The following is a 12,625-nucleotide window of genomic DNA, read 5'->3' as shown; positions in this document are numbered from 1 at the left end:
GGCGGGCTGTGGATAACGGGCGCCCTCTTTGGCTCGCTCCCGTCGCACGCTAGAGTCCCGGAGCAGGAACGTTACTGATCGGTAAGGGTAAAGGTGAGCGGCATGCGGCTCGGGATCAACCTCGGCTACTGGGGCGCCGGGATGGACGCGGACAACCTCGCGGTCGCTCGCGAGGCCGACAAGCTCGGCTACTCGGTCTGTTGGGCCGCGGAGGCGTACGGCTCCGATGCCCCCACCGTCCTGTCCTGGGTCGCGGCCCAGACCGAGCGCATCGACGTCGGTTCGGCCATCTTCCAGATCCCGGCCCGCACCCCTGCGATGACCGCCATGACCGCCGCCACCCTCGACTCGCTCTCCGGCGGGCGCTTCCGCCTCGGCCTCGGCGTCTCGGGCCCGCAGGTCTCGGAGGGCTGGTACGGCGTGAAGTTCGACAAGCCGCTCGCCCGCACCCGCGAGTACGTGGAGATCGTCCGCAAGGCGATGTCCCGCGAGCGGCTGACCCACGAGGGCGAGCACTGGACGCTGCCGCTGCCCGGCGGCCCCGGCAAGCCGATCAAGCTCACCGTGCACCCGGTGCGCGAACACATCCCGCTCTACATCGCCGCCATCGGGCCCAAGAACCTCGAGCAGACCGGTGAGATCGCCGACGGCGCACTGGTCGTCTTCTTCGCCCCCGAGCACGCGGAGGAGACCACCCTCGGCCACCTCCGCACCGGCCGCGAGAAGGCCGGCCAGACCCTTGAGGGCTTCGACCTCGTCCCCACCGTCCCCATGGCGATCGGCGACGACGTCGACGCCCTCGCGAATCTCTTCCGTCCGTACACCGCCCTCTACGTCGGTGGCATGGGCAGCGCCAAGCAGAACTTCTACAACAAGCTCGCTCAGCGGATGGGGTACGAGAAGGAAGCCGCCGAGATCCAGGAGAAGTACCTCGCCCGAGACAAGGACGGCGCCGCGGCCGCCGTCCCCCAGCAGCTCATCGACTCCACCACGCTGCTCGGCTCTGTGGATCGCATCGCCGACCGCATGCAGGCCTACGCCGAGGCCGGTGTCACCACCCTGTCCCTGGCGCCTGCGGGCTTCTCGCTCGATGAGCGCCTGGCCTCGCTGCGCGCGGGCGTAGCGGCCCTGGAGCGCGCGGGCCTCGCCGAGTAACCCCGGTGCCGGCTCCCTCAGCTACCTCCCGCAGCGGTAGCTGGGGGCGTGCCCCCAGGTCGCGGAACGGCACGCCGCACGGCCGCGGACGCCCGGCCGTGAGGCGTGGGAGGGGCGACGTTACGAGACGCCGGACCCGCGGACGGCGGGGCGGTCGGCAGTGGAGCCTTAGCTTGGCACCAGCCGCCCCAGCAGCCGTCCGAACGCCACCAGCCGCGCCACCTGTCCCGGTCCGCCGTCCTCCAGTGATTTGCTGAACCGGAAGGCCTCGGGCCGGAACCTGGCCGCCGTCAACGGCGCTTCCGGGTCCCCGCCCGGCACCGGATTCAGCTCATGCGGGGTGCCGGTCGCCAGCACCAGGTGCACCCCCCGGTCGACGGGACGCCCGGACGCGTCCCGCCCGACCAGCGTCCGCATCCCCACATGACGGATCGAACCCAGCGGCAGCACCTGCACGGACGAGTCGAGAACCGTGCCGCCCGGCACCTGTTCGTCGACCACCTCCTCGCTGTGCCACAGGATGAGCCGCCGGCCGTCACAGACCGCCGCCTCCTGCCAGACCGAGGTGCCCGCCTCCGTCAGGTCCACTACGCGCTCCAGCGTGAAGCCCTGCACCCGGTGCTTTCCCAGCACGCCCGTGATGGCGTCCAACGCGACCTCGGCGTGCAGGAAATAGGCGCGTACGGCATCGTCCAGGCGCTCGTACGACGACCAGTCCGAGCCGACGGGCCCCACGCTCCGCTGCATGGGCCGAATCCGCGCGGCTTTGCTGAACTTCCCCACCCGTTACACAACCCCCTCCAGGCTCTTCAATCACCCTACCCAGGGACAGCGGGGGAGAGGCGCCGAGAGGCTTCTGCGGCCGTGGTGGGGGCTCGGGGGTCTTCCCCGCCACGGCCGTCACCGAGCACAACGCGGCGCTGCCCGAGTGGTTACGCGCCGGGCACACCCGCGCGCTCCTCCATTCGGCGGAGCCGCCCCACTGAGCTGTTGCCGGACTCCGCGCACCCGCTTTGACTGTGTCTCTGCGGACGCCCGTACGGAGGTGGCAGTGATGCTCTCGGCCAAGAGCCTGTTCCAGGAAATCCTCGACGACGACGAGTCGTTCCAGCTGTTCTGCTCCATCGCCGCCAGCGGTGAGGCGCAGGGAGGCTGGGAGAACGGCCGGATCGCGGCACTCGTCCCGGAAACCCAGCGCGCACTGAGCCCCAAGATCGTCCGGCACGGCGCCGACGAGGACAAACACGGAAGGATCTTCAACGCCCTGCTGCGCAAGCGCGGGCTCGATCCCGTCGACGTCCCCGGGGACACCGACTACACCATGCTGCTGGAGCGGCAGGGCATCGGTCTCGCGCATGAGAAGCTGCGCGCCGACCAACCGCTGACGGAGCTCGATATCGTCAGCTATCTGGCGCACAGCCGGGTCACCGAACAGCGCGCCGCCGAGCAGATGCAACTGCTGCGCAAGCACTTCGCCGACCACCCGGACATCGGCCGGGCGGTCAAGATGATCTCCCATGACGAGGACAACCACCTGGCGTACTGCCACGAGGAGTTGCTCCGGCTCGCGGCCGCGGGCCACGGCCGGACGATCCAGCGGATCCTGCGGGAGAGCGCGCTGGCCGAGATCCGGGTGTACCGCGACGTGAGCCTCGCGGTCATGGCGCACATGGGCCGCATCCTGGGCTGGCCGAAGGCGAAGGCGGCACTGCTCGCGGCCGGTATCCACGCCGTGTACGCGTACGAACGGCTGGGCGGCTGGCGCCGGATGGTCAGCCTCAGCATGCCGGAGCGGCTGGACGCGCTGGGGGGCCCTGCCCCGGCGGCCCCGGAATTCGCCTGACGCGCGCCGTCTCTCGTACGACGACGGGAGAGGGCGCAGGCTACAGCCAGCCGCGCCGCTTGAAGAGGCGGAAGAGCCCGAGCACGGCGCCGCCCATCAGGACCACCACCAGCGGATAGCCCCACACCGTCGTCAGCTCCGGCATGTGCCGGAAGTTCATGCCGTAGACGCCGGCCACCATCGTCGGCACCGCGGCCATCGCCGCCCACGCCGAGATCTTCCGCATGTCGTCGTTCTGGCGCACGCCCATCTGCGCCAGGTGCGCCGCGAGGATGTCGGAGAGCAGCCGGTCGAGGCCCTCCACATACTCGTTGGCGCGCGTGAGATGGTCGCTGACGTCGCGGAAGAACGGCTGCGCGTGCTCGTGAACGAACGGCACGCCCGGGCCCGACAGCCGCGTCATCGGCTCGGCGAGCGGGCCGCTGGCCCGCCGGAACTCCAGGACCTGACGCTTGAAGGCGTAGATCCTGGATGCGGTGTGCTTGGTGTCGCCACCGGCCGGAGCGAAGACCTCCCCCTCCAGCTCCTCCAGGTCCACCTGCAGCTCCGCCGCCACGTCGATGTAGTGGTCCACGACCGCATCGCTCACCGCGTACATCACCGCCGTCGGGCCGTGCCGGAGGACATCAGGGTCCTCCTCCAGCCGCCGCCGGACCTCGGCGAGCGGGGCACCCTCACCGTGCCGGACGGTCACCACGAAGGAGTCGCCCACGAACACCATCAGCTCGCTCGTGGTCACCGTGGCCACCGTGTCGTCGTAGATCACCGGCTTGAGGACCAGGAACAGGGAGTCGTCGTACACCTCCAGCTTCGGGCGCTGATGCGCGGTGAGCGCATCCTCCACGGCCAGCGGGTGGAGTCCGAACTCGCTGGTCACGAGCTCGAACTCCTTCTCCGTCGGCTTGTGCAGACCGATCCACAGGAAGGAGTTCCCCTCGGCGCGCGCTTCGTCGAGGGCGTCGGAGAAGTCGGCCGGGCCTTCGGCACGGCGGCCGTCCCGGTAGATGGCACAGTCAACGATCACGCGGCGCATTCTGCCCTGCCCCGGCCTGGACATGCACCCGCGGCAGGGCTCCCAGAGCCCGTAGGGTTGCGGATATGCCCACGCTGATCCTCGTCCGGCACGGCCGTTCCACCGCCAACACGGCAGCGGTGCTCGCCGGATGGACGCCCGGTGTCGCCCTCGACGAGCGCGGCGCGGCACAGGCCGCCGCGCTGCCCGGGCGGCTGGCGGGCCTGCCGCTCGTCGCCGCCGTCACCAGCCCGCTGCAGCGCTGCCGGGAGACCCTGCGCCCCCTGATGGACGCCCGCCCGGATCTGCCGCTGCACACCGACGAGCGCATCGGCGAGTGCCACTACGGGGACTGGACCGGCCGCAAACTCGCCGAGCTCGCCGACGAGCCGCTGTGGAGCACCGTGCAGCGGCATCCGTCGGCGGCCACGTTTCCCGGGCCAGAGGGCGAGTCCGTACGGGCCATGCAGGCGCGTGCAGTGGACGCCGTATGGGACTGGAACGCCCGGATCGAGGCGGAGCACAGCGCGGACGCGGTGTACCTGATGTGCTCGCACGGCGATGTGATCAAATCGCTCGTCGCCGACGCCATCGGTCTGCACCTCGATCTCTTCCAGCGCATCTCCGTCGAGCCCTGCTCGGTCACCGCGATCCGCTACACCCCGCTGCGCCCGTTCCTGCTCCGGCTCGGGGACACCGGGGAGTTCGGCGCGCTGGCGCCGCCGGACGGTGGGGTCACGGCAGGCGGCGAGGGCGATGCGACCGTGGGCGGTGCCGCGGGCGCACCGTGATCGCCGTGCGCAGTAGGGTGGACAACCGTGGCCCGGACACATGTGACCGTGCAGGGCCGACGGTCACGGCCCTTCGATCACCCCAGTTCAGTGACCGCATCCGACGCAAAAGGGAGCAGGACGTGTCCCGTCAGGTGTTCCTCTACGACCCTCCGGAACGCTTCGTCGCCGGTACGGTCGGGCTGCCTGGCCGCCGGTCCTTCTTCCTCCAGGCGACCGGGGCCGGTCGGACGACCACCGTCGCGCTCGAGAAGATGCAGGTGGCGGCGCTCGCGGAGCGGATCGATGAGCTGCTGGACGAGGTGGTGCGGCGCACCGGCGGCAACGCTCCCGTGCCGGCCGTCGCCCCCGCCGAACTCACCGACACCGCGCCGCTCGACATCCCTGTCGAGGAGGAGTTCCGGGTCGGCACCATGGCGCTGGCCTGGGACGGCGAGGAGCAGCGCATGATCGTTGAGGCGCAGGCCCTGGTCGAGCTCGAAGCCGAGACCGAGGAGGACCTCGCGGAGGCCGAGGAGCGGCTGCTCCAGGACGAGGAGAACGGCCCGCCGATGCTGCGGGTGCGGCTCACCGGGCCCATGGCCCGCGCGTTCGCCAAGCGGGCGCTCGAGGTGGTGAACGCCGGACGCCCGCCGTGCCCGCTGTGCAGCCTGCCGCTCGACCCGGAGGGACACGTATGTCCGCGCCAGAACGGATACCGCCGCGGGGAGTGACGTCGGCCCAGACGCCGCCGAAGCCGTCCCCACCGGCGGACCGTCCGGACGGCGATGAAGCGTACGAGCTGCTCGCGCGCGGCGAGCTGACTGTACGCGGCCGGATCCGCGAGGCGTCGAACGCCGCGCTGTACTGCGCTGTGCGGCTGGACGGGCAGCGGGCCGCCTGCGTCTACAAGCCGGTCGCCGGGGAGCGGCCGCTGTGGGACTTCCCCGACGGCACCCTCGCGCAGCGCGAGGTGGCGGCGTACGAGCTCTCCCGCGCGACGGGCTGGGACCTGGTGCCTCCCACGGTGCTGCGTGACGGGCCGTACGGCGAGGGCATGTGCCAGCTGTGGATCGAGGCCGACGCGGACGTCGAGCTGCTGGCGCTGGTCGAGGGCGACGAGCCCGGACCGGGGTGGAAGGCGGTCGGTTTCGCCGAAGTGGGGCAGGGGCGCACCGCCCTGCTCGTCCACACGGACGACGAGCGGCTGCGGCGGCTCGCCGTGTTCGACGCGGTGATCAACAACGCCGATCGCAAGGGCGGACATCTGCTGCCGACCGCCGACGGGCGGCTGTACGCGATCGATCACGGGGTCACCTTCAACGCCGACGACAAGCTGCGCACGCTGCTGTGGGGGTGGGCGGGCGAGCCGCTCACGGAGGAGGTGCTGGGCGTGCTTCGGCGGCTGTCGGTGGACCTGTCCGAGGGCGGCCCGCTGGCGGCTCGCCTCGGGAAACTGATCACTGCCGCGGAACTCGAGGCCGTGCGCACCCGGGTCGTGGCCCTGCTGCGGACCGGGCGTCACCCCGAGCCGAGCGGCCGGTGGCCGGCGATCCCCTGGCCGCCCGTCTGACCCCGTACGGGCCGGGCCGGCGGCGCCACGCCCCGCCAGAGGTAAGAGGTAACGGGCTGTATCGGGCCACCTGGGACGCATTCCCGCAAGGGTGCCTTTCCGGTCAACCCCGCTGGTCCGGTTCGTATCCGGAACAGGCGTCCGGTTACGCTCAAGGCATGTATGCCTGGCCCGCTTCTGAGGTTCCCGCCCTGCCCGGCAGTGGCCGCGACCTCCGAATCCACGACACGCGGACCGGGGGCCCGATCACCCTCGACCCCGGTCCCGTCGCCCGCATCTACGTCTGCGGAATCACCCCGTACGACGCCACCCACCTGGGTCATGCGGCGACCTACACCGCCTTCGACCTGGTTCAGCGCGTGTGGCTCGACACGAAGCGGCAGGTGCACTACGTCCAGAACGTGACCGATGTCGACGATCCGCTCCTCGAGCGGGCGGAGCGCGACGGTGAGGACTGGACTGCGCTCGCCCAGCGCGAGACCGCCCTCTTCCGCGAGGACATGACCGCCCTGCGGATCCTCCCGCCGCAGCACTTCATCGGGGCCGTCGAGGCGATTCCCGGCATCGTGCCGCTCATCGAGCGGCTGCGCGAGGCCGGTGCCGCATACGAACTCGACGGCGACATCTACTTCTCCGTGGAGTCCGACCCCGCCTTCGGTGAGGTCTCCGGGCTCGACTCGGCGACGATGCGCCGGCTCTCCGCGGAGCGCGGCGGTGACCCGGAGCGCCCCGGCAAGAAGAACCCCGTCGACCCGATCCTGTGGCGGGCCGCCCGTGACGGCGAGCCGAGTTGGGACGGCGCCGGCCTCGGCCGCGGCCGCCCCGGCTGGCACATCGAGTGCGTCGCCATCGCGCTCGATCACCTCGGCATGGGATTCGACGTCCAGGGCGGCGGCTCCGATCTCGCCTTCCCGCACCACGAGATGGGTGCCTCCCACGCCCAGGTCCTCACCGGTGAGCACCCCTTCGCCACGTCCTATGTGCACTCCGGCATGGTGGCCCTGAACGGCGAGAAGATGTCGAAGTCCAAGGGCAACCTGGTCTTCGTGTCCACCCTCCGGCGCGAAGGGGTCGACCCCGTGGCGATACGTCTCGCGCTGCTCTCCCACCACTACCGCTCCGACTGGGAATGGACGGACGCGGTGCTGGACGAGGCCGTCGAGCGCCTCGCCCGCTGGCGAGCGGCGGTCTCCCGGCCTGACGGGCCGTCCGCCGACGCGCTCGTCGAGGAGATCCGCGAGGCGCTCGCCGACGACCTCGACGCGCCGTCCGCGCTCGCCGCGGTCGACCGCTGGGCCGAGCTCCAGCGGTCCGGTGGCGGTACCGACGAGGGGGCGCCCGGCCTGGTGTCGCGCGCCGTCGACGCACTTCTGGGCGTCGCACTGTAAGCCATCACTGTTGCTGCGTTGGGGCGCTCCTCCCGCCGGGGGGAGCGCCCCGATTAGCCGCGGGGGCTGCTGCCCCGCCGGCGACACCCCGTCAGCCGAGCGGCCGGTCCGGATACTCGGTGTCCGTGCTTCCGCTCGGCGCCGCCCGGCTAGGTCCTGTCCGGCCGATCATGCCGGGCTCGCACCGCCTGGCACCGCACCTCGCTGCGTTGTCGTCGGTCGCCGATGGCCCCCAGCTACCGCTGGGAGGTGCCCCCACCGCATGGACTCCTCCCCCAGCTACCGCTGGGGGTGCCCCCACCTCCGCCTTGCGATGCTCCCCCAGCTATCGCTGGGAGGTGCCCCCTGCACCAGACGCCGCTCGCTGATCCGGCCTGATCGACCGGACAGGACCTAGTCGTCGCCCGATGCGGATTCCGGTCCGGGCCCGGAGCCCGGCTCGTCCTCGCTGTCCTTCGCTGGTGGCTTCGGCGGCCGCGTCCGCCCGCTCGAGGTGTCGCGCAGGTACGAGCCGCCCTCCCGCCCGTCGGCCGTCGGCCCTCCTGCCGTCGTGCCGCCCTCGGTCACGTGCCCCGGCGCTCCGGGCCCCGGCTGGCCGTCGCGCCGCCGCAGATAGCGCTCGAACTCGCGCGCGATGGCCTCGCCCGAGGCCTCCGGCAGCTCTGCGGTGTCGCGCGCCTCCTCCAACGACTGGACGTACTCCGCCACCTCGCTGTCCTCGGCCGCCAGCTGGTCCACGCCCAGCTGCCATGCGCGGGCGTCCTCCGGCAGTTCGCCGAGCGGGATCCGGATCCCGATCAGATCCTCCAGCCGGTTGAGCAGCGCGAGCGTCGCCTTGGGGTTCGGCGGCTGTGACACGTAGTGCGGGACCGCGGCCCACAGGCTCACCGCCGGCACGCCCGCGTGCGTGCAAGCCTCCTGAAGGATGCCGACGATGCCGGTCGGTCCCTCGTAGCGGGTCTCCTCCAGATCCATCGTCCGGGCCAGCTCCGGGTCCGAGGTCACGCCGCTGACCGGGACCGGGCGGGTGTGCGGGGTGTCGCCGAGCAGCGCACCCAGGATCACCACCATCTCCACGCCCAACTCGTGGGCGATGCCGAGGATCTCGTTGCAGAACGAGCGCCAGCGCATGCTCGGTTCGGTGCCGCGCACCAGCACGAGGTCGCGCGGCTTGGGCCCGCCGATCCTGGCCAGCGAGAGCCGCGTGGTGGGCCAGGTGATCTTCCGGACCCCGCCCTCCAGGAAGACATGCGGCCGGTTGACCTGGAAGTCGTAGTAGTCCTCGGCGTCGAGCGCAGCGAAGACTTCTCCCTTCCATTCCCGGTCCAAGTGCCCGACCGCGGTGGAGGCGGCGTCGCCGGCGTCGTTCCAGCCTTCGAACGCGGCCACCATGACCGGGTCGATCAGCTCGGGAACCCCCTCGAGCTCGATCACCCAGCGCCTCCTTCCGACCGGGGGGAGAACGCCAACGACCCTCCCGGTTGCCGTTCCATTGCGTGTGCGCCTCAAGCCTACGACTTGGCGACGCTCCGCCCGCAGCCCCCTGCACAGACTCGCCAGGAGATTCATCCGAGCTGTTGTCGTGAAAATCCAGTAGAGCCTCTGGACGCTCGGCCGCTCGCAGGGCTATACATCGGATCACCGTTAAAGGTCCGATGTTCTTCGCTGGGGGCGTGCATGACTCCGACCGTCACTGAGCTCGAGGTCCACGACATCCGGTTCCCCACCTCGGATCAGCTCGACGGCTCGGACGCCATGAACGGTGACCCCGACTACTCGGCAGCGTACGTGGTGCTGCACACCGACGCGCCGGGGGCCGGAGAAACCGAACACTCCGAGGGACACGGCTTCTGTTTCACCATCGGCCGCGGCAACGATGTGATCTCCGCGGCCATCACCGCGCTCCGTCCGTACGTCGTGGGCAGACCCGTCCCGTGTACCGCGGTCGATCTCGCCTCCCTCCACCGGGAACTGACCCACGACTCCCAACTCCGGTGGCTCGGACCCGAGAAAGGGGTGATGCACATGGCGGCGGGGGCGGTGGTCAACGCCGCCTGGGACCTGGCGGCGAAGCAGGCCGGGCAGCCGGTCTGGGAGTTTCTGTCCGCCATGCCGCCCGAGGATCTTGTCGAGCTCGTCGACTTCCGCTATCTCACCGACGTCCTCACCCGCGGGGAGGCGCTCGCGCTGCTGCGCGCCGCCGAACCCGGACGCACCGAACGCGCCGCCCGGCTGCGCGCCGAGGGCTACCCGGCCTACACCACCTCGCCCGGCTGGCTCGGCTACTCCGACGAGAAACTCGTCAAGCTCGCTCAGGAGGCGGTGGCCGATGGGTTCGGGCAGATCAAACTGAAGGTGGGCGCCGACCTCGGCGACGACGTCCGCCGCCTGCGGCTCGCCCGCGCCGCCGTCGGTCCCGGGGTGCGGATCGCCATCGACGCCAACCAGCGCTGGGACGTCCCCGACGCGCTGCGCTGGATGCGGGCGCTGGCGCCGTACGAGCCGCACTGGATCGAGGAGCCGACCAGCCCCGACGACATCCTCGGCCACGCCGCCGTACGCGCCGGGCAGCCCGTGAAGGTGGCCACCGGCGAGCACGTCGCCAACCGGGTGGTCTTCAAGCAGCTGCTCCAGGCCGGAGCCGTCGACTTCGTCCAGATCGACGCGGCGCGCGTCGCCGGGGTGAATGAGAATCTGGCGATCCTGCTGCTCGCCGCGAAGTACGGCGTCCCCGTCTGCCCGCACGCCGGTGGCGTGGGCCTGTGCGAACTGGTCCAGCACCTCGCCATGTTCGACTACGTCGCCGTGTCCGGCAGTTGGGACGACCGGGTCATCGAGTACGTCGACCATCTACACGAGCACTTCATCGACCCGGCCGTCATCGAAGGGGGGCGCTACAGTGCCCCGCGCGCGCCGGGCTTCTCCGCCCGTATGCGCCCGGAGTCGATCGCCGCATACCGCTATCCCGACGGCCCCGTCTGGCGGGCCCGGGAGCCCGAGGGGGTCACAGGATGACGCAGTCGCACGACTTCGCGGGGATGGCCGCCCTCGTCACCGGTGGCGGCTCGGGCATCGGCGCCGCCACCGCCACCCTCCTGATGGCGCGCGGGGCGCGGGTCGCCGTCCTCGACCGCGATCCCTCCCATGCCCCCGACGGAGCCCTCCCCGTCAAGGCCGACGTCACCTCCGACGAAGCCGTACGCGCCGCCGTCGCCGAGGCCGTCGAGGGTCTCGGAGCCCTGCACACGGTCGTCAACAACGCCGGTATCGGCGCGATCGGCACCGTCGAGGACAACCCCGACGACGAGTGGACCAGGGTCCTGGACGTCAACGTCCTCGGGATGGTCCGCACCGCCCGGCACGCCCTGCCCCATCTCCGCCGCGCTGCCGCCGACCGCCCGGGCAGAGTCTCGATCACCAACACCTGCTCGATCGCGGCCACTGCCGGGCTCCCGCAGCGCGCCCTCTACAGCGCCAGCAAGGGAGCCGTCCTCTCGCTCACCCTCGCCATGGCCGCCGACCACGTCCGCGAGGGCGTTCGGGTCAACTGCGTCAACCCCGGTACCGCCGACACCCCGTGGATCGGTCGGCTCCTGGACCAGGCGGATGACCCGAAGGCCGAGCGCGCCGCCCTGGAAGCCCGTCAGCCGATGGGCCGTCTGGTCTCCGCCGAGGAGGTCGCGGCGGCCATCGTCCATCTCGCCGGCCCCGCCGCCAGCGCCGTCACGGGCACCTCGCTCGCGGTGGACGGCGGCATGCAGGGCCTGCGCCTGCGCCCCACCCCCTGAGCCGACACACCGCAAAGGACGTCAACCATGCTGCGAACCCCGAGGAAGCGCCCACCGCGCCCGCACCGGACGCGTACCACCACCGCCGTGGCCTGTGCCGTGCTGCTGACCGCGACCGCCGTGGCCGGCTGCAACCGCGGGAGCGACGGTGCCGCCACCGGCAAGGTCGGCATCGACATGCCGCGCACCGACAGCGACTTCTGGAACTCCTACCAGCAGTACCTGGAGAAGGGCATCACGGGCGGCGAGGTCTCCGCCCTGCCGCTGTCCAACTCCCAGAACGACATCGGCAAGCTCGTCGCCAATGTCCAGTCCTTCACCGACCAGGGCGCCAAGGCAGTCGTCATGGCCCCGCAGGACACCGGCGCCATCGCCTCCACGCTCGACGGCCTAGCGGAGAAGAAGATCCCGGTCGTCAGCGTGGACACCCGGCCCGACCAGGGCCAGGTCTACATGGTCGTACGGGCCGACAACTGGGCGTACGGCAAGAAGGCCTGCGAGTACCTCGGCGAGCAGCTGAAGGGCAAGGGCAAGGTCGCCGAACTCCAGGGCGCCCTGGACTCCATCAACGGCCGGGACCGCTCCGAGGCCTTCGCCCGCTGCATGCGGCAGAACTACCCCGACATCAAGGTCTTCGAGCTGCCCACCGACTGGAAAGGCGACGTCGCCTCCGCCAAGCTGCAGAGCACCCTCGCCCAGCATCCCGACCTGAACGGGATCTACATGCAGGCCGGCGGTGTCTTCCTGCAGCCCACCCTCGCCCTTCTCGAACAGAAGAAGCTGCTCAAGCCGGCCGGGACCAAGGGCCACATCACCATCATCTCCAACGACGGCATCCCGCAGGAGCTGGACGCGATACGGGAGGGCAAGATCGACGCCACCGTCTCCCAACCCGCCGACCTCTACGCGAAATACGCGCTCCACTACGCACGGCACGCGCTGCAAGGCACCACGTTCAAGCCCGGTCCGACCGATCACGACTCCAAGATCGTCAAGATCCCGGGCGGACTCGAGGACCAGTTGCCCGCCCCGCTCGTCACCAAGCAGAACGTGGACGACGAGAAGCTGTGGGCCAACCAGCTGGAGAAGCCGTAGC

At 71.0% G+C, this 12,625-nt stretch carries 12 protein-coding genes; 9 read left to right on the top strand and 3 right to left on the bottom strand.

All coding sequences use genetic code 11. From position 1 onward, the window contains the following. The first annotated feature begins 102 nt into the window (after positions 1-102). Positions 103-1,155 (top strand): LLM class F420-dependent oxidoreductase, encoded by a 1,053-nt coding sequence (locus ACTWQI_RS04955; RefSeq protein ID WP_443267780.1) that lies wholly within the window; start codon positions 103-105, stop codon positions 1,153-1,155. 168 nt (positions 1,156-1,323) lie between these two features. Here the strand turns inward: ACTWQI_RS04955 and ACTWQI_RS04950 are convergent, their stop codons facing one another. After that, positions 1,324-1,902: a hypothetical protein gene (locus tag ACTWQI_RS04950; RefSeq protein ID WP_443267778.1), complete on the bottom strand. Its 579-nt coding sequence runs from the start codon at positions 1,900-1,902 to the stop codon at positions 1,324-1,326. 307 nt (positions 1,903-2,209) lie between these two features. On the opposite strand from ACTWQI_RS04950, the gene ACTWQI_RS04945 reads away from it, so the two are divergent. Next, the gene (locus ACTWQI_RS04945; protein ID WP_443267776.1) at positions 2,210-2,998 is read left to right on the top strand and encodes a ferritin-like domain-containing protein; all 789 of its coding nucleotides are present in this window, start codon (positions 2,210-2,212) and stop codon (positions 2,996-2,998) included. Between the two features lie 40 nt (positions 2,999-3,038). On the opposite strand, the gene ACTWQI_RS04940 is transcribed toward ACTWQI_RS04945, so the two are convergent. Further along, positions 3,039-4,031 (bottom strand): magnesium and cobalt transport protein CorA, encoded by a 993-nt coding sequence (locus ACTWQI_RS04940; RefSeq protein WP_443267774.1) that lies wholly within the window; start codon positions 4,029-4,031, stop codon positions 3,039-3,041. A 65-nt stretch (positions 4,032-4,096) separates the two neighbouring features. Between ACTWQI_RS04940 and ACTWQI_RS04935 the strand changes: the two genes are divergently transcribed. The 4 genes from ACTWQI_RS04935 to mshC all read left to right on the top strand — a co-directional run bounded on the left by ACTWQI_RS04935 (position 4,097) and on the right by mshC (position 7,741). Beyond that, entirely contained in the window at positions 4,097-4,801 is a 705-nt protein-coding gene (locus ACTWQI_RS04935; RefSeq protein ID WP_443267772.1) for a histidine phosphatase family protein, read from the top strand. A gap of 122 nt (positions 4,802-4,923) precedes the next feature. Next, positions 4,924-5,514: a DUF3090 domain-containing protein gene (locus ACTWQI_RS04930; protein ID WP_443267770.1), complete on the top strand. Its 591-nt coding sequence runs from the start codon at positions 4,924-4,926 to the stop codon at positions 5,512-5,514. Further along, positions 5,478-6,353, top strand: coding sequence for an SCO1664 family protein (locus ACTWQI_RS04925; protein WP_443267768.1), 876 nt, complete (start codon positions 5,478-5,480; stop codon positions 6,351-6,353). Before ACTWQI_RS04930 ends, ACTWQI_RS04925 begins: the two co-directional genes overlap by 37 nt. A 158-nt stretch (positions 6,354-6,511) precedes the next feature. Beyond that, positions 6,512-7,741 (top strand): cysteine--1-D-myo-inosityl 2-amino-2-deoxy-alpha-D-glucopyranoside ligase, encoded by a 1,230-nt coding sequence (gene mshC, locus ACTWQI_RS04920; RefSeq protein ID WP_443267766.1) that lies wholly within the window; start codon positions 6,512-6,514, stop codon positions 7,739-7,741. A 393-nt stretch (positions 7,742-8,134) separates the two neighbouring features. On the opposite strand, the gene ACTWQI_RS04915 is transcribed toward mshC, so the two are convergent. Next, a complete protein-coding gene (locus ACTWQI_RS04915; RefSeq protein ID WP_443267764.1) occupies positions 8,135-9,175 on the bottom strand; it encodes a PAC2 family protein in 1,041 nt (346 codons plus the stop codon). 243 nt (positions 9,176-9,418) lie between these two features. Here ACTWQI_RS04915 and ACTWQI_RS04910 point away from each other — a divergent pair, with 243 nt between their 5' ends. From ACTWQI_RS04910 to ACTWQI_RS04900, 3 genes are read left to right on the top strand one after another with little or no spacing between them, the layout of a single operon-like run. Continuing rightward, positions 9,419-10,756 (top strand): enolase C-terminal domain-like protein, encoded by a 1,338-nt coding sequence (locus tag ACTWQI_RS04910; protein WP_443267762.1) that lies wholly within the window; start codon positions 9,419-9,421, stop codon positions 10,754-10,756. Continuing rightward, positions 10,753-11,529: an SDR family NAD(P)-dependent oxidoreductase gene (locus tag ACTWQI_RS04905; RefSeq protein ID WP_443267760.1), complete on the top strand. Its 777-nt coding sequence runs from the start codon at positions 10,753-10,755 to the stop codon at positions 11,527-11,529. Before ACTWQI_RS04910 ends, ACTWQI_RS04905 begins: the two co-directional genes overlap by 4 nt. A gap of 27 nt (positions 11,530-11,556) precedes the next feature. Then, positions 11,557-12,624, top strand: coding sequence for a sugar ABC transporter substrate-binding protein (locus ACTWQI_RS04900; protein ID WP_443267758.1), 1,068 nt, complete (start codon positions 11,557-11,559; stop codon positions 12,622-12,624). Position 12,625 lies beyond the last annotated feature (1 nt).

It is taken from the genome of Streptomyces sp. KR80 (assembly GCF_052245555.1).
GTDB lineage: Bacteria > Actinomycetota > Actinomycetes > Streptomycetales > Streptomycetaceae > Streptomyces.
Note: the sequence above shows the minus strand (reverse complement) of the source record. Positions and strands in the feature narration are given on the sequence as shown.